This window comes from Mesorhizobium montanum (genome assembly GCF_033977145.1).
Lineage (GTDB): Bacteria > Pseudomonadota > Alphaproteobacteria > Rhizobiales > Rhizobiaceae > Mesorhizobium > Mesorhizobium montanum.
Map to the genome: position 1 here is coordinate 26,691 of NZ_JAVIJF010000005.1, position 24,594 is coordinate 51,284.

Annotated in this window: 22 protein-coding genes and 1 tRNA gene; 9 read left to right on the forward strand and 14 right to left on the reverse strand. The window is 64.1% G+C overall.

The genetic code is table 11. The features are described 5' to 3' along the window. Nucleotides 1-77: 77 nt before the first annotated feature. The 3 genes from RFM68_RS08045 to RFM68_RS08055 all read right to left on the reverse strand — a co-directional run bounded on the left by RFM68_RS08045 (nucleotide 78) and on the right by RFM68_RS08055 (nucleotide 1,980). Nucleotides 78-554: a DUF2938 domain-containing protein gene (locus tag RFM68_RS08045; protein WP_320232193.1), complete on the reverse strand. Its 477-nt coding sequence runs from the start codon at nucleotides 552-554 to the stop codon at nucleotides 78-80. Further along, complete coding sequence (locus tag RFM68_RS08050) at nucleotides 554-1,036, reverse strand: peroxiredoxin (RefSeq protein WP_320232194.1); 483 nt, start codon at nucleotides 1,034-1,036, stop codon at nucleotides 554-556. Before RFM68_RS08050 ends, RFM68_RS08045 begins: the two co-directional genes overlap by 1 nt. A 137-nt stretch (nucleotides 1,037-1,173) precedes the next feature. Further along, nucleotides 1,174-1,980: a protein-disulfide reductase DsbD domain-containing protein gene (locus RFM68_RS08055; RefSeq protein ID WP_320232195.1), complete on the reverse strand. Its 807-nt coding sequence runs from the start codon at nucleotides 1,978-1,980 to the stop codon at nucleotides 1,174-1,176. A gap of 127 nt (nucleotides 1,981-2,107) precedes the next feature. On the opposite strand from RFM68_RS08055, the gene RFM68_RS08060 reads away from it, so the two are divergent. Beyond that, nucleotides 2,108-2,716, forward strand: coding sequence for a YqgE/AlgH family protein (locus tag RFM68_RS08060; RefSeq protein ID WP_320232196.1), 609 nt, complete (start codon nucleotides 2,108-2,110; stop codon nucleotides 2,714-2,716). Between the two features lie 274 nt (nucleotides 2,717-2,990). Here RFM68_RS08060 and RFM68_RS08065 read toward each other — a convergent pair whose 3' ends face one another. From RFM68_RS08065 to thrC, 4 genes are all read right to left on the reverse strand, one after another. Further along, nucleotides 2,991-5,879 carry an EAL domain-containing protein gene (locus RFM68_RS08065; RefSeq protein ID WP_320232197.1) on the reverse strand — a complete coding sequence of 963 codons (2,889 nt, stop codon included), beginning with the start codon at nucleotides 5,877-5,879 and terminating at the stop codon, nucleotides 2,991-2,993. A 2-nt stretch (nucleotides 5,880-5,881) separates the two neighbouring features. Then, complete coding sequence (locus tag RFM68_RS08070; RefSeq protein WP_320232198.1) at nucleotides 5,882-6,478, reverse strand: GNAT family N-acetyltransferase; 597 nt, start codon at nucleotides 6,476-6,478, stop codon at nucleotides 5,882-5,884. Between the two features lie 118 nt (nucleotides 6,479-6,596). Beyond that, complete coding sequence (locus tag RFM68_RS08075; protein ID WP_320232199.1) at nucleotides 6,597-7,889, reverse strand: M16 family metallopeptidase; 1,293 nt, start codon at nucleotides 7,887-7,889, stop codon at nucleotides 6,597-6,599. Nucleotides 7,890-7,903: 14 nt separating this feature from the next. Continuing rightward, the gene (gene thrC, locus RFM68_RS08080; protein WP_320232200.1) at nucleotides 7,904-9,301 is read right to left on the reverse strand and encodes a threonine synthase; all 1,398 of its coding nucleotides are present in this window, start codon (nucleotides 9,299-9,301) and stop codon (nucleotides 7,904-7,906) included. A gap of 128 nt (nucleotides 9,302-9,429) precedes the next feature. Between thrC and RFM68_RS08085 the strand changes: the two genes are divergently transcribed. Then, nucleotides 9,430-10,182 carry a hypothetical protein gene (locus tag RFM68_RS08085; RefSeq protein ID WP_320232201.1) on the forward strand — a complete coding sequence of 251 codons (753 nt, stop codon included), beginning with the start codon at nucleotides 9,430-9,432 and terminating at the stop codon, nucleotides 10,180-10,182. A gap of 51 nt (nucleotides 10,183-10,233) precedes the next feature. On the opposite strand, the gene RFM68_RS08090 is transcribed toward RFM68_RS08085, so the two are convergent. Beyond that, nucleotides 10,234-11,796 carry a winged helix-turn-helix domain-containing protein gene (locus RFM68_RS08090; RefSeq protein ID WP_320232202.1) on the reverse strand — a complete coding sequence of 521 codons (1,563 nt, stop codon included), beginning with the start codon at nucleotides 11,794-11,796 and terminating at the stop codon, nucleotides 10,234-10,236. A gap of 109 nt (nucleotides 11,797-11,905) precedes the next feature. Here RFM68_RS08090 and RFM68_RS08095 point away from each other — a divergent pair, with 109 nt between their 5' ends. Next, on the forward strand, nucleotides 11,906-12,367 hold the full coding sequence (locus tag RFM68_RS08095; protein WP_320232203.1) for a cupin domain-containing protein: 462 nt from the start codon (nucleotides 11,906-11,908) through the stop codon (nucleotides 12,365-12,367). Between the two features lie 17 nt (nucleotides 12,368-12,384). Here the strand turns inward: RFM68_RS08095 and RFM68_RS08100 are convergent, their stop codons facing one another. Both RFM68_RS08100 and RFM68_RS08105 read right to left on the reverse strand, forming a co-directional pair. Further along, nucleotides 12,385-13,074 carry an HAD family hydrolase gene (locus RFM68_RS08100; RefSeq protein ID WP_320232204.1) on the reverse strand — a complete coding sequence of 230 codons (690 nt, stop codon included), beginning with the start codon at nucleotides 13,072-13,074 and terminating at the stop codon, nucleotides 12,385-12,387. Between the two features lie 177 nt (nucleotides 13,075-13,251). Next, entirely contained in the window at nucleotides 13,252-13,512 is a 261-nt protein-coding gene (locus RFM68_RS08105; RefSeq protein WP_320232205.1) for a hypothetical protein, read from the reverse strand. A 97-nt stretch (nucleotides 13,513-13,609) separates the two neighbouring features. Here RFM68_RS08105 and RFM68_RS08110 point away from each other — a divergent pair, with 97 nt between their 5' ends. Next, on the forward strand, nucleotides 13,610-13,909 hold the full coding sequence (locus RFM68_RS08110) for a DUF6678 family protein (protein ID WP_320232452.1): 300 nt from the start codon (nucleotides 13,610-13,612) through the stop codon (nucleotides 13,907-13,909). 109 nt (nucleotides 13,910-14,018) lie between these two features. Beyond that, entirely contained in the window at nucleotides 14,019-15,152 is a 1,134-nt protein-coding gene (locus RFM68_RS08115) for a site-specific DNA-methyltransferase (RefSeq protein ID WP_320232206.1), read from the forward strand. Nucleotides 15,153-15,188: 36 nt separating this feature from the next. Here the strand turns inward: RFM68_RS08115 and RFM68_RS08120 are convergent, their stop codons facing one another. Continuing rightward, nucleotides 15,189-15,800: an HAD family hydrolase gene (locus RFM68_RS08120; protein WP_320232207.1), complete on the reverse strand. Its 612-nt coding sequence runs from the start codon at nucleotides 15,798-15,800 to the stop codon at nucleotides 15,189-15,191. Between the two features lie 10 nt (nucleotides 15,801-15,810). Next, nucleotides 15,811-16,965, reverse strand: coding sequence for an A/G-specific adenine glycosylase (gene mutY, locus RFM68_RS08125; protein WP_320232208.1), 1,155 nt, complete (start codon nucleotides 16,963-16,965; stop codon nucleotides 15,811-15,813). Between the two features lie 32 nt (nucleotides 16,966-16,997). Here mutY and RFM68_RS08130 point away from each other — a divergent pair, with 32 nt between their 5' ends. The 3 genes from RFM68_RS08130 to smc all read left to right on the forward strand — a co-directional run bounded on the left by RFM68_RS08130 (nucleotide 16,998) and on the right by smc (nucleotide 21,930). Continuing rightward, the gene (locus RFM68_RS08130; RefSeq protein WP_320232209.1) at nucleotides 16,998-17,507 is read left to right on the forward strand and encodes a DUF721 domain-containing protein; all 510 of its coding nucleotides are present in this window, start codon (nucleotides 16,998-17,000) and stop codon (nucleotides 17,505-17,507) included. A 154-nt stretch (nucleotides 17,508-17,661) separates the two neighbouring features. Beyond that, nucleotides 17,662-18,408 (forward strand): DsbA family protein, encoded by a 747-nt coding sequence (locus RFM68_RS08135; protein WP_320232210.1) that lies wholly within the window; start codon nucleotides 17,662-17,664, stop codon nucleotides 18,406-18,408. Nucleotides 18,409-18,471: 63 nt separating this feature from the next. Beyond that, a complete protein-coding gene (smc, locus tag RFM68_RS08140; RefSeq protein ID WP_320232211.1) occupies nucleotides 18,472-21,930 on the forward strand; it encodes a chromosome segregation protein SMC in 3,459 nt (1,152 codons plus the stop codon). 4 nt (nucleotides 21,931-21,934) lie between these two features. On the opposite strand, the gene RFM68_RS08145 is transcribed toward smc, so the two are convergent. Beyond that, nucleotides 21,935-23,647 (reverse strand): HAD family hydrolase, encoded by a 1,713-nt coding sequence (locus RFM68_RS08145; protein ID WP_320232453.1) that lies wholly within the window; start codon nucleotides 23,645-23,647, stop codon nucleotides 21,935-21,937. 258 nt (nucleotides 23,648-23,905) lie between these two features. On the opposite strand from RFM68_RS08145, the gene RFM68_RS08150 reads away from it, so the two are divergent. Continuing rightward, nucleotides 23,906-24,415 carry an anthrone oxygenase family protein gene (locus tag RFM68_RS08150; protein WP_320232212.1) on the forward strand — a complete coding sequence of 170 codons (510 nt, stop codon included), beginning with the start codon at nucleotides 23,906-23,908 and terminating at the stop codon, nucleotides 24,413-24,415. 86 nt (nucleotides 24,416-24,501) lie between these two features. Here RFM68_RS08150 and RFM68_RS08155 read toward each other — a convergent pair. After that, a tRNA-Gln gene (locus tag RFM68_RS08155) sits at nucleotides 24,502-24,576 on the reverse strand. Nucleotides 24,577-24,594: the final 18 nt, after the last annotated feature.

The following is a 24,594-nucleotide window of genomic DNA, read 5'->3' on the forward strand; positions in this document are numbered from 1 at the left end:
CAAGGCTCGGAAGAAGTTGACGGAAGCGGCGCCGAACGGCCGTTTGCTTGTGAACGGGAGCCGTCTGTTTTGACGACTTATCGGATCAGCAGCGCCGTTGAAAACAGGCCGAACGCGAACACCGTGTGCGCCATAAGGTTGAGCGCGCGCACCTTCATCGGATTGGGGAGCTTGGATGCCGCCCAGCCTGCGCCCATGCCCGGCGCCAGCAGGAACCAGCCGGCCCCGACCGTGACGATGCCGAGGATGAAAGCCGGCAGGAATGTCGGCGCCGCCAGCCAGCCTGCGCCCGCGAGCGCCACCAGGATCACGCCGTAAAGGATGCCGACCAGGTAGTGGAAGGCCCAGCCGAGCGCCGTTTCATGCGCATAGGGCTCGGTCTTGCCGATATCGTCATGGAAGACCCTTTCAGGCAGATGCCGGACCCAGCGCCCGACCATGCCCCACTTGGGCAGCGGCTGGCCGATTGCCCTGTTGAGGACGATCGCCCAGACATCCATGAACACCGTGGCGCCGATGCCGATCGCCACCGCGCGCCAGAGGGTGTCGAGCATCAGAGTTGCTCGAGGATTTTTGCCGCGCCGCTTTCATCGACGCCCGGCTTGGTTTCGACATTGAGCGCGACGACCTTGCCGTCGTCGACGATCATCGAGAAGCGCTTCGAGCGCAGCCCCATGCCGGTTGCGGAGAGATCGTTGTCGAGCCCGACCGACTTGGCGAAGTCGCCGCTGCCGTCGGCGAGATAAAGGATCTTGCCTTCGCCGCCGGTGAACCGCGCCCAGGCGCCCATGACATGCACGTCGTTGACCGAAACGACGGCGATCGTGTCGACACCGCGCGCCAGGATGGCGTCATGGTTCTCGAGGTAGCCCGGCAGGTGGTTGTTGGAGCAGGTCGGCGTGAAGGCGCCGGGGACGCCGAACAGTACGACCTTCTTGCCGGCGAAGATCTCATCTCCCGTGATCGGCTTTGCGCCGTCGGCGGTCATCATCTTGAAGGTCGCTTCGGGCAGTTTTTCGCCAACCGAAATGGTCATGAGTTCCTCGCTTGGGAGATGGGAAGGATCGATACCTGCGATACCGGACCGGACGGTTTCCCGCAACCTTTCAGAGCAATTCCAGGAAAGTGTGCGGCGGTTTTCCGTCTGGAATTGCGGCCCAAAGGGACGCTGGATCAAGGGAAAGGCAGCCGCCCGTCCACCGAACCCTCGGCGCTGGTCAGCGTGTAGTACAGTCCTCCATCGGTCGGCGTCGCCGATGGCCGGTCGAGGATCGGCACGGTGAACAGCAGCTTGCCGTCCTTCTCGCTGCGCACCGGCGCGCCGAGCATGTAGTCGCGCTCGCCGGCGATAAAGAAATCGACGGACGCCGGATCGGCGGGCGACTGCGCCTGGACGACAAGCGTCTCGTGGTCGCGGGACAGCACGCTGATGCCGAAATCGGACCGGGCCGGAGAGGGCAGCGTCGCAAGCGCTGTTTTCACCAGCGCCGCGTCGGTTGCGTTGTCCGGGTCGGATGCGGGATCGACGCTGAGCCGGGTCTGCACCGGAATGCAGATCGTCTCGCAAATGCCGAGGAAAATATTGGCGTCGATGGTCGCCGGCTGGTCGGGCGAAGACAGCGTGAAGGTCACCGGCAGCGACACCGGGCGATCGTAGCCGGCCCATTTGCCATAGCCGTCGTCATGCCGCTGCGGCGGCGGGAACGACAATTGGGCGTCGGCGATATTGGTGCTGCCCGATATGTCGAGTTGCGGCGGCACGCCGGCATCGCCCGGATCGCGCCAATAGGTCTTCCAGCCGGGCTTCAACGCGATGTCGAGCACGCCGTGGATCTTGCCGGCCTCGTCGGGCTTGCCGGTGGTCACCAGCCGCACCTTGCCGCCTTCTGAGTTGTACCAGTTCGAGGAGGAAGCCTCGGCCGGGAGGCCTGTAGCCCATCCGAAAACGACGCCGAGAACCAATATTTTCATGTATCGCATGGCGGTGATTTGACCGTCCGTTCTTGGCCGCGCAATGACTTCGTCGCTCTCCCGGTATCATATTTGCGTTACATCGGGCACTGGCACCATCTTTTCGGCGCTGCCGAAACGCGTTACGCTCACCCCCATGGACTTGCTGCGACACAAGAAAGCGGCCGCCGGACGCGGCTTCCTCGACGACCAGTTCCTCATTGCCATGCCGGGCATGAAGGACGACCGCTTCGCGCGCTCCGTCATCTATATCTGCGCCCACAGCGACGAGGGCGCGATGGGCCTCATCATCAACCAGACGCAGCAGATGCTGTTTCCGGACCTGCTTGTGCAGCTCGGCATCATGAACGAGCAGGAAGCGATCCGCCTGCCGGCGCATACGCGCGATTTCGTCGTGCGCAATGGCGGCCCGGTCGATCGCAGCCGCGGCTTCGTGCTGCATTCCGGCGACTATCGTGTGGAATCCTCGCTCAACGTCTCCGACGACATCTGCCTGACCGCAACCGTCGACATCCTGCGCGCCATCTCGACCGGCCGTGGTCCACGTCATGCGCTGATGGCGCTCGGCTATTCCGGCTGGGGCGCCGGGCAGCTCGAAACCGAGATTTCCGAGAACGGCTGGCTCACCTGTCCGGCGACGCCCGAGCTTCTGTTCGACACCGACATCGAGCGCAAATACGACCGTATCCTCGCCTCGATCGGCATCGACCTCGCCCATTTGAGCGCCGCCGCCGGGCACGCGTGAGATCAGCGGCTGGAAATTTGCCGGGGGCCGCCGTCACCTTCGTCATCCTGGGGCGGAGCAAGGAGCGAAGCGACGCGCGCAGACCCTAGGATCCATGCCGTGACGCTAAGGCGTTGCAACGATTACAAATTCTGCGCCGTTGCGTCCCATGACGGAGGTCACGGAATGGATCCTCGGGTCAAGCCCGAGGATGACGACGCGATGGATGTCACGGCCAAATCGCCGAGGGCTCTGCTTTCTCCATCAGAATGACGCCCTCATCAGGCGTACCTGATCAGGCCTGCGTCAGCGGATACTGCTCTCGCAGCGTCTTCAGCACCTGGTCGCCGGGCATCGGCGCGCCGAACATGAAGCTCTGGACATATTCGCAGCCCATCTGGCGCAGCTCCAGCGCATCGCTCTCGTCCGAAATGCCTTCCGCCACCACCGAAAGCCCGAGCTCATGCGCCATGTTGACCATGGATTTGAGCAGCACGGCGCGCTTCGGCGTCGCATCGTCGACGAAGCTCTTGTCGATCTTGATCGTGTCGAAGGGGAAGCGCGTCAGATAGGAGAGCGAGGAATAGCCGGTGCCGAAATCGTCGAGCGACAGCCCGATGCCGAGCTGCTTCAGTTTGGCCAGCACATGCGCGGTCTGCTCGGGATTGTCCATCACCAGGGATTCGGTGAGCTCGAGCCGGAAGCAGCGCGGCTTCAGATTGGCGCGCGCGATGACGGAGCGGACGTCGCTCACCAGATCGCGACGGATGAGCTGGCGGCTGGACAGGTTGACCGAGACCGACAGCGGCGCGTCGCCGATCTGCTTCTGCCAGCCGGCAAGGTCCTCGGCCGCCTGCTGCATGGCGAACAGGCCAAGCTGCACGATCAGACCGCAATTCTCGGCGACCGGGATGAAATCCCCCGGCGGGATCATGCCGCGGCGCGGATGGTCCCACCGCAGCAGCGCCTCGAAGCCGGCGACGCTGCCGTCCTCCAGTCGCACGATCGGCTGGTAGGCAAGCGTGAACTCTCGCCGCTCGATGGCGCGGCGAAGGTCGGATTCGAATTGCAGCCGGTCGGTGCCGACGGTGCGGAAGGCGGGCCGGAACGGCTCGATCCTGTCGCCGCCGAAGCGCTTGGCCTGGTGCATGGCAAGCTCGGCGTCCTTGACCATGTCCTCGGCCGAGGTCTGCGCCGTGGTCCAGGTGATCAGGCCGATCGAGGCGGTCAGCACGATCTCGCGCTTGGCGAAGGTGATCGGATTGTTGATCGCGTGCTTGATGGCGTCGGCGATTGCCGCGATGCGGGCAGGGTCCTGCTCCGAAAGCAGCATCAGCGCGAACTGGTCGCCGGCAAAGCGCGACAGCGAATCCTTCGGCTTGAGCAGCCGGTGCAGCCGGCGCGCGACGGTCAGAAGAATGGTGTCGCCGGCGGAAATACCAAGGCCGTCATTGACCTGCTTGAAGCGATCGATGTCGATGATGAAGACCGTCGGGCGCACCTTGTCCTCGGTGCGGGCGATCGAGATGATCGCCTCCAGCCGGTTCATGTACAATTCGCGGTTCGGCAGGCCGGTCAGATTGTCGTGCACGGCATCGTGCAGCAGCCTTTCTTCCGATTTCTTCTGCTCGGTGACGTCGACCATGGTGCCGACGCAGCGGATCACTTCGCCGTCGGAGCCGATCACCGGGCGGGCGCGCAGCGAGAACCAGTGATAGTGGCCGTCGGCGCCGCGCAGGCGGAAGTTCTGCGAGACCTTGCCGCGCCGGTGCTCCAGCACCACGTCGAGCGTGGTGCGGAAGGTGTCGCGATCGTCGGCATGCAGCACCGGCAGCCAGTTGCGGGCTGCACCGCCAAGGCTGTTGGGCGCCAGGCCGAGCTGCAGGCTGATGTCCGGCTTGGTCACCACGCGGTCGCGCAGCACGTCCCAGTCCCAGACGGTGTCGCCCGAGCCCGCAACGGCGAGCGCCTGCCGCTCGAGATCGGAGAACAGGCCCTGGTGCAGCGCGCCGCCGGCAAAGGCGTGCTGCATGACCGTGAAGCCGATCAAGAGGATGATCAGGATCAGCCCGCCGCCCAGCGCCGGCTGTGCGATGTCGTTGTCCAGCATGCCGGTGATCGCCATCCAAGATCCGCACAGCCATAACAGAACCATGACCCAGCTCGGCACCAGCATGATCGCCCGGTCATAGCCGCGAATGCCGAGGAAGATGATGAGGCCGAGGCCGGTGAGCGCGGTGGCGGCAAACGAGATGCGGGCAATGCCGGCCGCGACCGCCGGATCGACGATGGCCACGCCCGCGATCAACAGCAGTCCGAGGATCCAGACCAGCGCGCCATAGCTGAAATGGCCATGCCACCGGTTGAGGTTGAGATAGGCGAACAGGAACACCACGAAGGTTGCGGCAAGTGCCACCTCCGTGCCCGCCCGCCATATCTGCTCGTTGCCGGGCGATATCTCTATGATCTTGTTGAGGAAGCCGAAGTCGACGCAGATATAGGCCAGCACCGCCCAGGCAAGTGCCGCTGTCGCCGGGAACATCGAGGTCCCCTTGACCACGAACAGGATCGTCAGGAACAGCGCCAGAAGTCCGGAGATGCCGATGACGATGCCGCGGAACAGCGTGTAGGAATTGACCGAATCCTTGTAGGAATCCGGTTCCCAAAGATAGACCTGCGGCAGCTTCGGCGAGGCGAGTTCGGCGATGAAGGTCACCACCGTTCCGGGGTTCAGCGTCACCCGGAAGACGTCGGCGTCGGGGCTTGTCTGGCGGTCGAGCGCGAAGCCCTCGCTGGGCGTGATCGCGGCGATGCGCGTCGAGCCGAGATCGGGCCAGAAGATTCCGGAATTCACCAGGCGGAAATGCGGCGCGACGATCAGCCGGTCGAGTTGCTGGTCGGTGGTGTTGGCGAGCGCGAAGACGGCCCAGTCGCCGCTCGAGCGCGTGTCCTTGGCTTCCACCTCGATGCGCCGCACGATGCCGTCGGGTCCGGGCGCGGTCGACACCTGGAAATTCTCGCCCTGATTCGGGTAGAGGTCGAAGGCGCGGGAGAGGTCCAGCGCCTTGTCGTCGCGCGCGATCTTGATCGGCTCGACGGCGAAAGCCGGCATGGCCACCGAAAACGTGATGATAACCGCCAGTATGAGGGCGAACAGCGACGCTAATCGCGAAAAATTCGTCACAATCAGCCCTTCGTTCCATCGCCCGGCAGATCGTCCGCGATCCGGGCGTAGAGGTAGTGATCCTGCCAGATGCCGTTGATCCTGAGATAGGATCGCAGCAGTCCTTCGCGCCGGAATCCGGCTTTTTCAAGCACGCGGATCGATCGGGCGTTTTCGGGAATACAGGCAGCTTCGATCCGGTGCAACCGCAGCGTATCGAAGGCAAACCGCGATACCAGCTTGACCGCCTCAGTCATCAGGCCGCGGCCGCCGAAGCGTTCGCCGATCCAGTAGCCGATATGGCCGCTCTGCGCAACGCCGTGGCGGATGTTGCCGAGCGTGATGCCGCCTGCAAGCTTGCCGCTCGATTTTTCGAAGATGAAGAAGGCGATGGCCGTGCCCTGCGCGTAATCCTCGCGGTAGCGGCCGATGCGCAACCGCCAGGCGGCTCGGTCGAGTTCGTCCGGCTGCCAGCGCGGCTCCCAGGGTTCCAGGAAAGCGCGGCTTTCGCCGCGCACGGCCGACCATTCGCGGTAGTCGTTGGTCAAAGGCACGCGCAGCGTGACCTTTTCACCTTTCAGTGCCGGCAGGTCGCGGCGAAAGAAAGGGAGCGCGAACACGACGCTTGTTCTAGGCAGATATTCGTGGGATGCCCCACGAATATCTGCCTAGATTCCCTGGTTTCTCGCAGGTTTCGATCGCAAAACCGTGGGACACTTTTGCGGAACCTGCTTAGGATCAGACGGCCAGCCGGCGGGCCGTCGTCTGCGGACCCGCGAGCGATTCGAGGATCGCCTCGTAGGGCGCAAGCGTGCCCACGGGGCCGACCGCGGTAAGTGTCGGCTTGGTCGAAAACAGCCGTGAGGATAGGTCGGTCAGCCGCTCGACGGTCAGCGCCGAAAGCCGCTCCATCAATTCCTCCTTGGCGATCGGCCGTCCGAACAAAAGCAGTTGCCGGGCGATCTGCGAGGCACGGCTGGCCGGGCTTTCGGCCGACATGATGAGGCCGGCGCGGTACTGCGCCCGAGCGCGATCGACCTCTTCCTGCAGAATGCTTTCGCCGGCCTTCTGCAATTCGTCGATGATCACCGGCACCAGCTTGGCTATATCGCTTTGCCCGGTCGCGGCATGCACGCCGAAAATCCCCGTGTCGGAAAAACCCCAGTGGAAGGCATAGACCGAGTAACAGAGGCCACGCTTTTCGCGCACTTCCTGGAACAGCCTCGACGACATGCCGCCGCCAAGGATCATCGACAGCACCTGCGAGGCGTAGAAATCACGCACATGGTAGGCGCGGCCCTCGAAGCCGAGCACGATCTGCGCATCCATCAGGTCGCGGTTCTCGCGGAAGTCGCCGCCGACATATTGCGCATATTGCGGGATATTGCCCGCCGCCTTGGCGCGGAAGCCGCCGAGGCGCTTCTCGACCTCGCGTACGAAATTGTCGTGTTTGACGTCGCCTGCCGCCACGATCACCATCCGCTCGGCGTCGTATTGGCGCTCGATGAAGTCGTGCAGCTGTTTGGAGGTGAAGGATTTGACCGTCTCCGGCGTGCCCAGGATCGAACGGCCGATGGTCTGGTGGCGGAAGGCTGTCTCGGTGAAGCGGTCGAAGACGATGTCGTCGGGCGTGTCGTGCGCGGCGCCGATCTCCTGCAGGATCACATGCTGCTCGCGCTCCAACTCCTCCGAATCGAATTCGGACTCCTGCAGGATGTCGGCCAGGATATCGACCGCCAGCGGCACGTCGTCGGAAAGCACCCTGGCATAGTAGGAGGTCGTCTCGACGCTGGTGGCGGCGTTGATCTCGCCGCCGACATTCTCGATTTCCGAAGCAATCTCGAAGGCGCTGCGGCGCTTCGTGCCTTTGAACGCCATGTGTTCGAGCAGATGGGCCATGCCATGCTCTTCGTCGCGCTCATTGCGGGCGCCCGACTTCACCCAGGTACCAAGGGCAACCGATTCGATGCTTGGAAGGGTTTCGGTGGCGACTGTCAGGCCGTTCGACAGACGGCTTACCTCAACACCCATATGGCAAGTACTCCCTAACGCGCCGCCCGCGTGCGGCGGCTCACGTAATCTTCCACCATTTTCAAGTCGGAGGGAAGTATCGTGTATTTTTCGTCGGCTGTCATCAAGCCGTCGAGCCAAGCGGGCAGGACAGGATCGATGCCGCTGGCGGTCTCGACGGCCGCCGGGAATTTCGCCGGATGCGCGGTGCCGAGCACCACCATGGGCACCGCACCGGAAGCGTGGGCGGCAGCCACGTGCACAGCGGCGGCCGTGTGCGGGTCGAGCAGGTAATTGCTCGCTTCGAGCGTCGCGCGGATGGTCAAGGCGACCTCGTCGACGGTAGCGCGGCCGGCGTCGAATTCGGCGCGGATGCGCTTCAATTCACCGGCCTCGATGGTGAAGGCGCCGGACTGCTTCAGCCCGTTCATGTAGCGCCGCACCGTCTCGGCATTGCGGCCGGCCGCCTCGAACAGCAGCCGTTCGAAATTCGACGACACCTGGATGTCCATCGACGGTGAGGTCGTGGCGAACACGCCCTTGGTACGGTATTCGCCGCTCGACAATGTGCGCGCCAGGATGTCGTTGTCGTTGGTGGCGATGATCAGCCGCTCGATCGGCAGGCCCATGCGCTTGGCGGCGTAACCGGCGAAAATGTCGCCGAAATTGCCCGTCGGCACGGTGAAGGAGACCGGCCGGTCCGGCGCGCCGAGCGATAGCGCCGACGAGAAATAATAGACGATCTGGGCCATGATGCGGGCCCAGTTGATCGAATTGACGCCTGACAGCGACACCTTGTCGCGAAAAGCGTGGTCGTTGAACATGTCCTTCACCAGGCCCTGGCAATCGTCGAAATTGCCTTCGACCGACAGCGCATGGACATTGGCGGCGCTTGACGTCGTCATCTGGCGCTGCTGCACCGGCGAGACCTTGCCGTGCGGGAAAAGGATGAAGATGTCGGTGCGGTCGCGGCCGGCGAAAGCGTCGATTGCGGCTCCGCCGGTATCGCCCGAGGTGGCGCCGACGATGGTGGCGCGCTGGCCGCGTTCGGCGAGTGTATGGTCCATCAGACGGGCGAGCAGCTGCATCGCCACATCCTTGAAGGCCAGCGTCGGGCCGTGGAAAAGCTCGAGGATGAAGGTGTTTTTCCCGGTCTGCACCAGCGGGCAGACGGCCTCATGCCGAAATGTGGCGTAGGCCTCGCGCACCAGCCGTTCGAAGACGGGCGCCGCGATTTCGCCGCCGAGGAACGGCGTCAAGACGCGAATGGCAAGGTCGGGATAGGCAAGCCCGCGCATGGCGCGGATCTCGGCGGCCGAGAACTGCGGCCATTCGCGCGGCACGTAAAGCCCGCCGTCGCGCGCCAGGCCGGCCAGCACCGCGTCTGAGAATCCAAGCGCGGGGGCATCCCCGCGGGTACTCACATAATCCATTGCAAAAGGCCCATTGCTGCCGGTCGCGTCATCCACGGCAATTGGTTAATTTTCCGAGCCGGATCAGTCGCATTTTTGCCGCGCGGTTGCTATACGTCACCGGCTTTATGAGAGGGAAGTGCAGTTTCATGGCGTTTTATTCGGTCAACCGTCGTCTTGTCGCGGGTCTGGCGCTCGCCGGCTTTATGCTTGCCGCCGCAGGCTGCCAATCGAGCGACAATGGCATCCTGAACCTCGGTTTCGGCAAGAAGGATCCGACCGCGCCGCCACCGCCCCAGGATCCCAAGATACTCGCCAGCCAACTGCGCGCCTATTGCCCGAAGGTGACGCTGCGCGACGGCACCGCCTACTTCAACACCTATGCCAAGGGCACGACGGCGAAGCCGAAGCCGAAGAAAAAGAAGGGCGAGACCGCGGCCGATGCAGAGGCCGAGGCAGCTGCCGCCGCTGCCGCGCAGACCGGCCCCAACGGCCAGCCCGTCGATCCCGATCACGATCCGACCAAGATCATCTACCAGGCCTCGATCACCGACACGACGCGCGATTGCACCCACGCCAACGGCCAACTGACGATGAAGATCGCCGTTGCCGGCAAGGTCGTGCCGGGCCCGATGTTCTCGCCCGGCACCGTCACCATGCCGATCCGCATCGCCGTCCAGCATGGCAACGATGTGCTTTATTCGCAGCTTCATCAATATCAGGTGCAGGTCACCGATCCCTCGGCCGCAACCCAGTTCGTCTTCACCGATGCCAATGTCGTGGTGCCGGAGCCCAGCGCGACCGACTACCAGGCCTATGCCGGCTATGACGAGAACACGCCGGCGCCGGCCGCCGAAAAGTCCAAGGGCAAGAGGAAGAAACGCGCTCCGGTGACGAACTGAGGCGGGCCAGGAAACAACGGCGCATCGCTGGGCCAACCTGCAGTTCGTAGGCTACTCTGGCAATCCGGCCTCTTGTAGCGCGCTGCCAAGCGCCTCCGCGAGTGCGGGCGCGCAATTCACGCCTGCAAACTGACGGCTGTAGCGAAAGGCAGGCTGAAGCTCGATCACGCGAGCGGCGGCCGCCTTCGCTTCGTCCAATCGGCCAAGGTTGGCCAGCGCGGCGGTCAATTGCACATAAGTGATGCTATGTGCCGGATTGGCTTGCACAGACTTGTAGGCCGCACGGCAAGCTTGTTCGTAGCGGCCGCGCAGCAAATGGCTCATTGCTTGCGCGTCAAATGCAGCCCACGCCCACGAATCGAACGGGCTTAGCCGCATACCCTGCTCGCTCCATTCTATTGCGCGCTCCGCTTCGCCGCCCCATCCGAGAATGACACTGCCAAGGATGTAGGTCAGCGCCGATGAGGGGCTGATGGCGAGGGCGGCTTCCAAGGCCGCGAACGCAGCGGCGCGATCGTGCGCATCCATTCCGATGGAAAAGCCCGCCCACGTCAGGGCGAGTGCATCATCTTGTCCATGGACAAGGGCCGCCCGAGCGTGGCGAATCGAAGACGCACGGTTTATCTCCTGCAGGCCGGCGCGAAGGAACAGGCAATGGTGGCACATCGCGGCATTGCCATGCGCCAGCGCATAGGCGGGCTCGAGTGCGATCGCGCGCTCGAGGAGCACCAGCGCCCTGGTCACTTGCTCCGGCATCCCTGAATCCACGTCAGGCTGAGCCTGCAGCACGAGATCGTAGGCATCGAGACTGTCAGGACGCTTGCGCCTGACACGTTCGATTTCGGCTCTGCGCACGCTTGGCGCAATCGCGCCCACCGCTGCCAGCGCGATCTCGTCTTGAAGCGCAAAGATGTCGTCGGAACTGCGGTCGTAGCGCTCGGCCCAGATATGCACACCAGTCGACGCATCGATCATCTGCACGGCAACACGCACGCTACCGCCGGCTTTGCGCACACTGCCTTCAAGGACATAGCGAACGCCAAGCTCGCGACCGACCTGCTTCACGTCTACGGCGCGACCCTTGTATGTGAAGGTCGAGTTTCGTGCGATGACGAACAGCCACTTGATGCGTGCCAGGCCTGTGATGATGTCGTCGACCATCCCATCGGCAAAGTACTCCTGCTGCGGATCGCCGCTTAAGTTCGAGAACGGCAGGACCGCGACGGAGGGCTTTTCAGGCAAGTTCGGTGCCGACTCGGCGCGGGCCGCAGTCGAGGCATCGGGAACGTTCGGGGCGACAGCCGGTCCGACATAGCGATAGCCGCGGCGCGGCAGTGTCTCGATCCAGTTCGCGGCATTCGCCGCGTCAGCCAGTACCCGGCGCAAGGCTGCGATCTGAACCGTCAGATTGTTATCGGCAACCGCCGATCCGCCCCAGCCGGCCTCGATCAGCGCGTCCTTGGACACGGGTACGCCCGCGTTCTGGATCAGCAGCCGCAGCAGCGCAACGGCGCGTTGCCCGAGCATCGTTGGCTCGGCTCCGTAAAAGAGAATGCCCGCCTCCGGATCGAGGCGGAACGGGCCGAACTGATAGAGGTCGCCCCTCACTGTCATTCGAGTCTTTTAGCAAATTTTTGGCAACGGATTCACGACTTTCCGGCATGGACGGCCGATGTTGAACGAATGCTTGCCAGAAGTAAGCGCCCAGTCAGAGGAGGATCAAATGAGCGCTGATGCCGTCATCCGCATGCCCGACGAGAAGAAGGGCATCATGCTGCGTGGTCATCCTATGGCTTTCCTCGTGACCGGCGAAAATACCGAGCACACGAGCATGTTCGACTGGACGATCCCACCGGAGTTCGCCACCGGGCGGCATGTTCACCGGGTGCAGGAGGAGACATTCTACCTGCTCGAGGGCGAGTGTGTATGGCATGTCGGCGACAAGACGATCCGCGCAACGCCCGGAACTTTTCTGTTCATTCCGCCCGGAGTGCCGCACAACATCACGAATGTCAGCGGGAAACCGGCACGCGTCCTGATGACCGTTTCTCCGCCTGGCCACGAGCATTATTTCGAAGAGCTCACCAAACTCGCGGCGCAGGGCGCGCCCGATCCAAAAGCGCTCGCCGATCTGCGAAACCGCTACGATACCGACCAACTCTCGACGCTGACAACGCGCGCGTAGGCGTCGTCCCAAGTCTTCTAGGCGTCCTCGGACCACTCGGACAGCGCGGCGATTGTGCTGTTGAGTTCCGCCCAGCGCCGGATGACCGTTTCGGCGCCGGCCTCGGTCAGCGCATCGGCATGGCCGGGATAGCTGTGCCCCGCGCCGGTGAAGCCGATGACGCGCATGCCGGCCGCCCTGGCGCCGGCGATGCCATGCACGGAATCCTCGATGACGAAGGTGTTCTTCGGGTTGGCGCCGAGCTTTTCGGCGGCATGGAGGAACACGTCCGGCGCCGGCTTCGTCTTCTTGCTGGGGATATCCAGCCCCGAAAAGATGCGGCCGGCGAAGAACGGCAGCAGCCGCACCTTCTCCAGCATGAACTCGACCCGCTCGGTGCGCGAATTGGAGCAGACGGCGCGCGGCGCGGTGACGGCGGCGACCGCTTCGCGGGCGCCGTCGATGATGCGCACGTCCGCGCGCAGCTTGCGGTCGACCAACTCCTCGGCGCGGTCGATCAGTGAGGCCTGGAACGGGATCTGCGACTTTTCCTCGACCCGCAGCATGATGTCCTTGAAGGTCAGGCCGGCATAGGTCTCGGCAAGCTCTTCGGCCGTGATCTCGAACCCGGCCGACGTCAGCAGCTCGGCCTCGACCCGCGCGGCGATGATTTCGGAATCGACGAGCACGCCGTCGCAATCGAAAATGACAAGATCTGGCTGGGGCATGGCAATCCGGAAACGTTGGGGGAGGGCCTGACTGGCTCAAGCGGCGCGGCATACACCAATGGGCCGGCCTTCGCAAACTGCGTGGTCCGGGGGAATGTCTCAGTTGACGACGTTGCGCCGAGGCCGGGAAGGGCCGTCCCTACAACATGCGCGCGGCCTAAGCTATCTTGTCGCTACCTACTTCTGCTCCGCCTGCATCTTGGAGATCAGATCGCGAATTGCCGTCGTGTTTTCTTCGATCGCCTTGGTGTTGGTTTGAGCCGCCTCGATTGACGCATTATTTGCCTTCAACAAGGCGTCTGTTCTCTCTATCGCTGCGTCGGATCTGCTAATGTACTCATTGAATCTTTTCCTTTGGCGAGACGTCGCTGCCCAATACAGGCTACCGAATATGAGAGCCAGTCCTCCCATCCATAAATAACCGCTCAATTCTGCCATGAATCGCCCCAACCAATCCAAAAGATCCGCTTGTATTGACGGGGGTGGCGCGGGTGTCAACAGCCAGAGCGAGGGGAAGTAAGTGCTTAATCCTGTGATGAGCAACACAAAATGGGATGAGCTTCGAATGGAATTGTACGCGCTCGATCCACCTCCCGTATGGAGCGCGCTTTCCACAAGCGGCTACCGTTCGAAGCCAGATCGTGAATGGTTCTACCACTTTAAGGATGGAGGGTACGAATCGATCCTTCACTTAGACATTCAGGTCGAGACGTCCGCCCAGCGAGAGCTTGTCCGGTCGGCTCTCAAGAAGGTACATGTGCCTGGCGAGGAAACTCCCTACGGATTTCGCGTGTTCGGTTATCCGGCGGACGGTCAGGCCGTTGACTTCATCTAAATTCAAACTGAGACGCCGTCGGCCCGGGCCTCAGGCCTTCACCGAATGTTTACGCTGATCGGTAACCATAACAGCCAGTAAACCGTAACGCGTATTTTTGGGTGTTTTGATGTCTGCTGTGCGTCTTCTCGACGAGCTTTCCCACGCTGCCCAGCAGTCCGAATGGCTGGACACGATCCTGAAGGGCGATTGCGTCGCCGCTCTCGACAGGCTGCCGGAAAAGTCGATCGACATCATCTTCGCCGACCCGCCCTATAATTTGCAGCTCGACGGCGACCTGCACCGACCCGACCAATCCAAGGTCGACGCCGTCGACGACGACTGGGACCAGTTCGAGAGCTTCGAGGCCTATGACGCCTTCACCCGCGCCTGGCTGCTCGCGGCGCGCCGCGTATTGAAGCCCAGCGGCACCATCTGGGTCATCGGTTCCTACCACAACATTTTCCGCGTCGGCGCCCGCATGCAGGATCTGGGCTTCTGGATCCTCAACGACGTCGTCTGGCGCAAGACCAACCCGATGCCCAATTTCCGCGGCCGCCGTTTCCAGAACGCGCATGAGACGATGATCTGGGCCTCGCGCGACCAGAAGGCCAAGGGCTACACGTTCAATTATGAAGCGCTGAAGGCTTCGAACGACGATCTGCAGATGCGCTCCGACTGGCTGTTCCCGATCTGCACCGGCGGCGAGCGCCTGAAGGACGAAAACGGCAACAAGCTGCATCCGACGCAGAAGCCGGAGGCGTTGCTTGCCCGCATCATGATGGCCTCGACCAAGCCGGGCGACGTCGTGCTCGATCCCTTCTTCGGCTCCGGCACCACCGGTGCGGTCGCCAAGCGCCTCGGCCGTCACTTCGTCGGCATCGAGCGTGAGCAGGCTTATATCGACGCCGCCAATGAGCGCATCGCCGCGGTGCGCCCGCTGGAAAACGCCGATCTCACCGTGCTTTCCGGTAAGCGCGCCGAACCGCGCGTCGCCTTCATCAGCCTGATCGACAACGGCCTGGTGACGCCCGGCGCCACGCTCTACGACGCCAAGAAGCGCTGGGCAGCAAAGGTGCGCGCCGACGGCACGCTGGCGATCGGCGACAGCGCCGGCTCGATCCACAAGATCGGCGCCGAAGTGCAGGGTCTCGACGCCTGCAACGGCTGGACCTTCTGGCACTATGAGCGAAGCGGCGGCCTGACCCCGATCGACGAGCTGCGCCGCATCGCCCGCCTCGGCATGGAGCGGGCAGGGGCCTGAATCAAGACTTCAACCGATCGCCGCAAGCGATTCAGTTCAAGCCGTAATCCCGAACCGTTCAAGGTCCGCTTTAAGCGTCCTGGCATCGGTGAACAGCACCGCCTGCCAGCCTGCGGCCTTGGCGCCGTCGACATTCTTCTGGCTGTCGTCGATGAACAGCGTGGCGGCGGGCTCGAGGCCGAAAGCGGCCACGTGATGATCGTAGATGGCGCGGTCGGGTTTGATCTGACGAACATCGGCCGACACGGTCACGCCGCGCGGCCGGTTGAGAAAGTCGAAACGCTGCCGTGCTTCGGCAAGCGTGTCGGCGGCGAAGTTGGTCAGCATGGTCACGTCGTGGCCACTCTCGATCAGGCCGACCATGATGGCGACGCTGTCCTCATAGGCGTGCGGCACCATCTCGTGCCAGTAGCGGCGGAAGTTACGGATGTTCTCGGCATGGTCGGGATGCTCGGCAACCAGCAGCGCCTCCGCCTCCTGCCATGTCCGGCCGCGGTCCTGTTCGATGTTCCAGTCATGCGTGCAGACATTGTCGAAGAACCACTTTCGCTCTTCGGCATCCGGGATCAGGCGGCTGAACGGGATATTCGGATCGTAATGGATCAGCACCTTGCCGATGTCGAACACGATATGGCGGATTTCGGTCATTGCATGCCTTTCACTGCGGGCGTTGGGTCTTGGTCGCGCCCGGTATCGCCGCCTCGATTACCTTTTTCATGACGGTGGGCAGCGCTTCTCCGGATATTTCATGGGCCAGCGACCAGAAATGGCCTGCGGGCGCATCGCCTTCAATCTGGGCATGGAAGATTTCGAGTTCGAGCGCGAAATGGGTGAAGACATGCCCGATCCGCCCAGCGCGCCGCCAATCGGCGGGAAAGGGCGCGGCCTCGGCCGTCGTGGCCCCGTCTATCCGGGCGGTCCAACTCGTGGTCGGCACCTCGGTCATGCCACCGAGCAGGCCCTTGTTCGGCCGCTTGCGCAAAAGGATGGCGCCGTCGTCGCGCTCGGCGACGAAGGCAGCGCCCTTGCGAAGCGGCTTGTCGTCTTTCGGCGGGCGGACCGGGAAGTGTTCCGGATCGCCGCTAAGAACGGCGCTGCAATCCTCGCGGACCGGGCAGAGCATGCAGCGCGGCCGCTTCGGCGTGCAGATCGTCGCGCCGAGGTCCATCGTCGCCTGGGCGAAATCGCCGGGCCGCGTCCGGGGCACCAGCTTCTCGACCAGCGCGCGGATTTGCGGCTTGGCTTCGCTGAGCGGCGTCTCGATCGAACGGAGCCGGGTCACGACCCGCTCGACATTACCGTCGACGACTGCGGCCGGCCGTTCGAAGGCGATTGCCGCGATTGCCGCCGCCGTGTAGGCGCCGATCCCCGGCAATTCGCGCAAGCCGGCCTCGGTGTCGGGAAAACGGCCGCCCCGGAGCGCCACTAGGTCTGCGCAGGCTTTCAGATTGCGTGCCCGGGAATAATAGCCAAGCCCGGCCCAGGCTTTCATCACGTCCTCGGCTGGCGCCGCTGCCAGCGCCTCGACCGTCGGCCATTTCTCGACGAAGTTGCGGAAATAAGCTTTTACCGCCTCGACCGTGGTCTGCTGCAGCATCACCTCGGACAGCCAGACGCGATAGGGATCGGCCCTTGCGCCGCGCGCAAACGCCCCGGGCGCGACGCGCCAAGGCAGATCGCGGTGATGGGCGTCATACCAGGCAAGCAGGCGGGACGCGATATCCTGGGATCCAGCTTTGCTGGTATCTCCGGATCCGATGTCGCCGGGTGCGGCCTGCTGTGATGCCTTGCGGGTCTGATCGAGCGGTGTCATTGATCGGATGAGCTGGGGACTGGAGAACGCACATGGCAGGGAAAAGGCCCTTCGGCAATCCCGTTCCGGTGAGCGATCTCGCGACCGCGATACTCGATCCGGTGCTGAAGAAGCGCGCCGGCATCTCGATCGGGCTGGTGCAGTCCTGGGAGGAGATCGCCGGACCGCGCCTGGCCAGCCACTCGCGGCCGGAAAAGATCCAGTGGCCGCGCCGCCTGCATGAGGACGATCCGTTCGAGCCGGCGACGTTGATCATTGCCTGCGAAGGCATGGCGGCGCTGCATCTGCAGCACGAGGCCGGCGAGGTCATCAACCGCGTCAACGCCTTCCTTGGCTTCAACGCGATCGGCCGCATCAAGATTCTACAGAAACCGGTGCTTTCGCAAAAGGCCCCGCCGAAGCCGGCGCCGCGTCCCTTGAGCGAGGCCGAGAAATCGAAGCTTTCGCGCATGGTGGGCAAGATCGAGGATGACGGCTTGCGCGCTTCGCTGGAGCGACTCGGCGCCACAATTATGGGTGAAAGGAAGCCCAAAGGGTCGTAAGAAGCGTCATGAATGCGTCACCAATCTCGCGCATTCGTGATGCCGATGATCAAGTTTCGCGATTGGATTGGGGATCGCGATGCCTTAATTCGCGCCAACTCTCGCCTTTTCTAGCCCTTGCATTGCAAAATCCAACCGATATCAGGTGATTCGCATGAACCGTGCCCCGTTTGGCAAAAGCTTGTCCCGCAGAAACCTTCTGACCACGCTGGCCGCTATTCCTGCGGTGGCGCTACTTGCCGCATGCAGCGATTCCGGCGAGGAGGCGAAGGCCGCCGATGTAAAGCCGGCCAACCCGTCGACGCCTGCCAAGCCGGCAGCCACGCCTGCGGCGGCCCAGGTGCCTGAGGCGCAAGGCACGGTCGACATGGCGCAACTGCTGAAGCCCGGCGCGCTGCCGGACAAGCAGCTTGGCAAGGATGACGCCAAGGTCACCATCGTCGAATATGCGTCGATGACTTGCCCGCATTGCGCGCACTTCGCGATGACCACCTTCCCTGAGTTGAAGACCAAATATATCGACACCGGCAAGGCGCGTTACATCCTGCGCGAATTCCCGTTCGACCCGAGCGCCGAGGCCGGCTTCATGCTGGCGCGCTGCTCCAAGGACAACTATTTCGCCATGGTCGATGTGCTGTTCAAGCAGCAGCCGAGCTGGGTTGGCGTCAACAACACCAAGGAAGCGCTGCTGCAGATTTCCAAGCTGGCCGGTTTTACACAGGAGTCCTTTGAGTCCTGCTTGACGGACCAGAAACTTCTGGACGATGTGAGAGCTGTTCAGAAACGCGGAGCGGACGAGTTCAAGGTCGACTCGACGCCGACCTTCTTCATCAACGGAAAGACCTACAAAGGGGCGATGTCGATTGAGGAAATGTCGGCCATCATCGACCCTCTGCTCTGACATCCAGGCCGCGCCGAAGCGGTCCGGCTTCGGCGCCTTGGCCTGTAGTGTGGGGCGGCGCGAATGAAATTTTCGCGCCTTCGCCTCCTCGGTTTCAAATCCTTCGTCGAGCCCGGCGAGTTCGTCATCGAACGCGGACTGACCGGCATTGTCGGGCCGAACGGCTGCGGCAAATCGAACCTCGTCGAAGCGCTGCGTTGGGTGATGGGCGAAAGCTCCTACAAGAACATGCGCGCGTCCGGTATGGACGACGTGATCTTCTCAGGCTCTGGCGCGCGCCCGGCGCGCAACACCGCCGAAGTCACGCTTTTCCTCGACAACAGCGACCGCACCGCGCCTTCCGCCTTCAACGACGCCGATGAACTGCAGGTGTCGCGCCGCATCGAGCGCGAGGCCGGTTCGCTCTATCGCATCAACGGCAAGGACGCCCGCGCCAAGGACGTGCAGTTGCTCTTCGCCGACCAGTCGACCGGCGCCCGCTCGCCCTCCATGGTCGGCCAGGGCCGCATCGGCGAGCTGATCCAGGCAAAGCCCCAGGCGCGCCGCGCGCTGCTCGAGGAGGCCGCCGGCATTTCCGGCCTGCACACGCGCCGGCATGAAGCGGAATTGAGGCTGAAGGGGGCCGAACAGAACCTTGAGCGGCTGGACGACGTCGTCGGCGAGTTGGAAGGCCAGATCGAGAGCCTGAAGCGCCAGGCGCGCCAGGCCTCGCGTTTCAAGAACCTGTCGGCCGATATCCGTAAAGCCGAAGCGACGCTGCTGCATCTGCGCTGGACTCTGGCCAAAACCCAGGAAGGCGAGGCGCGTTCCGCCCTTGCGGTCGCCACCACGCTGGTCGGCGACCGCGCCGCCGCCCAGATGGCGGCCGCCCGGGAGCAGGGCATCGCCGCGCATCGCTTGCCGGACCTGCGCGACGCGGAAGCCGCGGCTGCTGCCGCCTTCCAGCGCCTGTCGATCGCCAAGACGCAGATCGAGGAAGAGGCCGGTCGCATCCGTGCCCGCCAGACTGAGCTCGAACGCCGCCTGCAGCAGCTCGACGCCGACATCGCCCGCGAGGAGCGGATGGTGCGCGACAATGCCGACATTCTCGAGCGCCTGCGCGCCGAGGAAGCCGAACTCAACTCGGACGATGCGGGTGCCGCCGAGCGCGAGGCAAGCACGCGCGCCGCCTTCGAGCAGGCCGGCGCGACGCTGTCGCAGAGCGAGGCAAAACTTGCCACGCTGACCGCCGAGCGCGCCGAGGCGGCCGCCTCGCGCAATCAGATCGAGCGCACGCTGCGCGAGACCGCCGAGCGCCGCGATCGCTTCGCCCGCCAGTTGGCTGAGGTCGACCGCGAGCTTTCCGATATCGTCGCGCGCATTTCCGGCCTGCCCGATCCGGCCGAGAAGCGCCTGCTGGTCGAGGACGCGCTGGCTCGGCTGGAAGAGGGCGAGGCTGGCGCCATTGCCGCCGAGCAGGCGGTCGCCGAGGCCCGCGCCGCCGAAAGCGCCGCAAGGCCTCCGCTGCAGGATGCAAGGGCCGAACTGGCGCGCATCGAGACCGAAGCGCGCACGCTGGCGAAGATCCTCAACGCCGCGAGCGGCGATCTCTTTCCGTCGGTGCTGGAGCAGATCAGCGTCGAGCGCGGCTATGAGACGGCGCTTGGCGCAGCTCTTGGCGAGGATCTCGACGTCCCGCTCGACCGCAGCGCCCCGGTGCATTGGGGCGAAAGCGCGGTCCAGCCGGGCGATGCGGCGCTGCCCGAAGGCGTGAAGAGCCTCGCCAGCGTGGTGCGCGCGCCGGCGCAACTGGCCCGCCGGCTGGCGCAGATCGGCATCGTCGAGGCCGCCGACGGCCGCCGGGTTCAGGCGCAGCTCGCGCCCGGCCAGCGGCTGGTCAGCCGCGACGGCGCGCTGTGGCGTTGGGACGGCTTGACGGCAAGCGCCGATGCCCCGACCGCCGCCGCGCAGCGGCTGGCGCAGAAGAACCGTCTGGCCGAACTCGATGCCGAGGCCGTGCAGGCGACGCGCGTCGTGCGTGAGGCCGAGGAAGCGCTGGCGCGCGCCGAGCAGGCCATGCGCCAGGCAAGCGAAGCCGAGCGCAATGCGCGCCAGGCCGGCCGCGATGCCCAGCATGCGCTGGATGCCGCCCGCAACGCGCTGGCCGAGGCCGAGAAGGCCGGCGGCGAGCTGGTGAGCCGGCGTGCTGCCTTGGATGACGCCCGCGCACGCATCGTCGACAGCCATGAAGAGACGCAGGCCGCCTTCCTCGAAGCCGAGGAAATGCTGACGGACGCGCCCGATCTCGGCGATCTGCAATTGCAGCTCGAACAGGCTTCCGCCAATGTCTCGCGCGACCGCGCCACACTCGCCGACGCGCGCGCCGTGCATGAAGGGCTGCGGCGCGAGGCCGAGGCGCGCATGCGCCGGCTCGCTGCCATCGGCGCCGAGCGCAAGAACTGGCTGGAGCGCGCCGAGAACGCCTCGACGCAGATCGCCGCCCTCGGCGAGCGCAAGGCCGAGGCCAAAGCCGAGCGCGAGAGGCTGGCCGATGCGCCGGACGAGATCGACGCCAAGCGCCGCGCCCTGCTGTCGCAGCTTTCCGAGGCCGAGGCGCTGCGCCAGGCTGCCGGCGACCGCCTGCAGGAGGCGGAGAACAAGCAGGCCGAGCTCGACAAGGCGGCGACCGCCGCGATCCAGTCGCTCGCCGAAGCGCGTGAAACCCGTGTCCGCACCGAGGAGCGATTGACCGCGGCCGATGAGCGCCGCGCCGAAGTCGAGGCGCGCATCCAGGAAGCGCTGAACACGCCGCCGCATCTCGTCATCAAGCACACCGGCCTCGAAGCCGACGACCCGATGCCCGATATGGTCGAGATCGAACGTCAGCTCGATCGGCTGAAGATCGAGCGCGAGCGGCTCGGCGCCGTCAATCTGCGCGCCGAGGAAGAGCAGAAGGAATTGTCGGAGCGTCTGGAAACCATTGTTTCCGAGCGCGAGGACATCATCGAGGCGATCCGCAAGCTGCGCCAGGCGATCCAGAGCCTCAATCGCGAGGGCCGCGAACGGCTTCTGGCCGCCTTCGAGGTGGTCAACAGCCATTTCCAGCGACTGTTTGCGCATCTGTTCGGCGGCGGCACCGCCGAATTGCAGCTCATCGAGTCCGAAGACCCGCTGGAGGCGGGGCTCGAAATCCTTGCCCGTCCGCCCGGCAAGAAGCCGCAGACCATGACGCTGCTTTCCGGCGGCGAGCAGGCGCTGACGGCGATGTCGCTGATCTTCGCTGTCTTTCTCACCAATCCGGCGCCGATCTGCGTGCTAGACGAGGTCGACGCGCCGCTCGACGATCACAATGTCGAGCGCTTCTGCAATTTGATGGACGAGATGTCGAAGACGACGGAGACGCGCTTCGTCATCATCACCCACAATCCCATCACCATGGCGCGCATGGACCGGCTGTTCGGCGTCACCATGGCCGAGCAGGGCGTCAGCCAGCTGGTCTCGGTCGACCTGCAGGCAGCCGAATCGATGCGCGAGGCGAGCTGAGTTCCTATTTCTCCGGAGCAGACGCTGGCGCCGTGTAGCGGCGGCGCACGGCGTCGAGCACCAGCTTGCGGCTTTCGTCCGCCGATAGCGTCTTGTCCTTCTCGGCCTCGGCGGTTTCGCGGGCGAGCTCCTTGTCCCTGATCTGGTGGCGGAACCATCTGGAATAGTCGCCGGCGCGCAGATGGTATTCCCAGGTCCTGTCGTCGATGCCTTCCGCCATCTGGGCGAAGATGATGAGGTTGTGGGCCCGAAGGTTCATCGCCTTCTTCGGTCCGGTGAAATAGAAGCTGCCGGCCTCGTCGAGCTCGCCTTCGGCATATTTGCGGCTGTGCCGCTTCAGCGATTGCTTGGGCTCGATAGCCTTCACCGTGACCGGCTTCCTGTCGTCGTGCGGCCGCCAGAACAGCACGCGGTCACCCTTCGGCGAGGCAAGGTTCTTCGGCGCCGGCAGTCCGGTTTCCTTGCAGAAGGTCCTGATGACGTCTTTCGCCTGTGGGCCGAGCGCGATCACATTGGTCACCAGGCGCAGCGCATCGGTGGAGATCGCTTCCGGATGGACAGTGATCAGCACCGTGCCGGGCAGCTCGGCCGAAAGCACGGCGCGCGTATCCCCGCGCCGCTTGGGCATCAAATGATGCGCCTCGTCGATGATCAGCCAATGCGGTCTTGCCGTGCGGTAACGGACGTTGCCGAGGCCGGGCAGCAATTCGGCGAAGAAATCGGGACGCTCGTCGACCTTCAGCGCCAGCCCGTTGACCACGACGTTGGTCTCGGGCTTGTCGATCAGTTCCAGCAACTGCTCCTTGTTCGGCGCGGTCGAGCCGTTGCCGAGCGGCACCGCGCCCTTCAGCCCGTCATAGTCGCCTTCGGGATCGAAAATGCAGAACTGCAGTCCCTTCTCGACGAGCCGCTCGGTAAGCGCGGTGGCTAGAGTCGATTTGCCGATGCCCGAGCTTCCGGCGATCAAAACCGTCTCCGTCGGTGACAGATAAATCTCCTTGCCGCGGGAGGTTCCAAGCAGGACGCCGCGCGCGCGCTTTCTGGCAATCAGATGATCGCGCTTGATCAGCTTGCGGATCAGTTCCTCGACGCCCTTCCCGCGCGTCTCGCCGGTGACGAGATCGGCGGTTTCCTTGACGGCGGGAAGCGCGTTGGCCACGGCCACGCTGCAACCCGAGGCCCTGAGGAAAGCATGGTCGTTTTCTGCGTCGCCGACGGCGACGACATTGTGCGGCGACAGCTTCAGGTCTCCGAGCGCGGCCGCCAGTCCGGTCGCCTTGTTGATGCCTGAGGGCAGGATCATCACCGCGCCCTTGTTGAAGATGATCTCCAACTCCAGCCCGAGCTTCTTGATGACGTCGAGCGCCGTCGCCTGGTGCGGCTCCCAGGTGGCGACGATCGAGCGGCCGACCGAGAGCGGCTTGACGCCGCGCTTCTTGAGCCTGTCGACCAAGTCGGCGGAGGGGGCAGGGGAGATCGTCCGCTCTTCCTCGCTGGCCGGCGTGTAGATCAGCGCGCCGTTTTCGGCGACGACCTTGTCGAACAGGCCGAGTTCTGGAAACACCTCTTGCAGATCAGGCAACTCGCGGCCCGTGACGAGGATAAGCTTGCGTCCGGATTTCTTCAGCTTTTCCAGCGCCGAGATGGTGCTTGCGGTGACCAGCCCGTCATGCGCCAGCGTGCCATCATAGTCGGTGGCCAATGCCATGAAATACATCGGTTGAGCCTCTCCGCTGGCTGTCATTCCGGTCCGTATGGACGAACAACGCCTGTCGGCGGAAAAGGTTTAGGCCGACGCTTCGCTCCGCTGCGATCGCGCATCTCGTCCGGCACAAAGCGCATCATCGCGCCGGCTGTGGCGAGCCGCATCCGTCATTGCCGGCCGGTAAACCCTGCCGCGGCGGAACCCTGTCCGCACGGTCACGTTCGACTCCGAAGCGTCGCTCGAATCATCGAAGCTGGCCGGAGCCATCCGATGTATGTTTTCCTGCAGGTCCTGACCGTCATCCTCGTGGCGAGCGCGATGGCCATGGCTCTCGCACACGCGCTGGAGTTGCCGGGCAAATTGCGGCTCGGCCGGCAAGAGTATTTTGTCGTTCAGCGGATCTACTATCCGGGTTTCACGATCGGAGGCGGCATCGCCGAGGTTGGCGGGATCATTGCAACGTTTGCGCTGGTGCTGACATCGAGCGGCCCCGTCCGGTCCTGGCTCATCGCCGGCGCGCTGGTTGCGCTTCTCATCATGCAGCTTGTCTTCTGGCTCATGACCCAGCCGATCAACAAACACTGGCTGCAGGACGTGGAATTGACCTCGCCGGCGAAGCGCTTCTTCGCAACCGAGGGCAACGCCGGAGCCCGGCTCCGGCCAACGCAAGAATGGACAGTGCTTCGTAATCGCTGGGAACTCTCGCACGTTGTCCGAGCGGCGTTGGCGCTGCTGAGCCTCATCCTGCTGACCACCGCGATCGCCATCCACAGTGCCTGAGGGCCGGCGGGGCTTCCATCACCCCGTGCGAGGCTTCGAGAGGGCGTGCGCGGTCGTCCGGTCGAGGTTGGCATTTTCTTAGAGGTTGGCTGGGGCGCCAGGATTCGAACCTGGGAATGTCGGTACCAAAAACCGATGCCTTACCACTTGGCGACGCCCCAGCAGGCGGGAGATGCCCG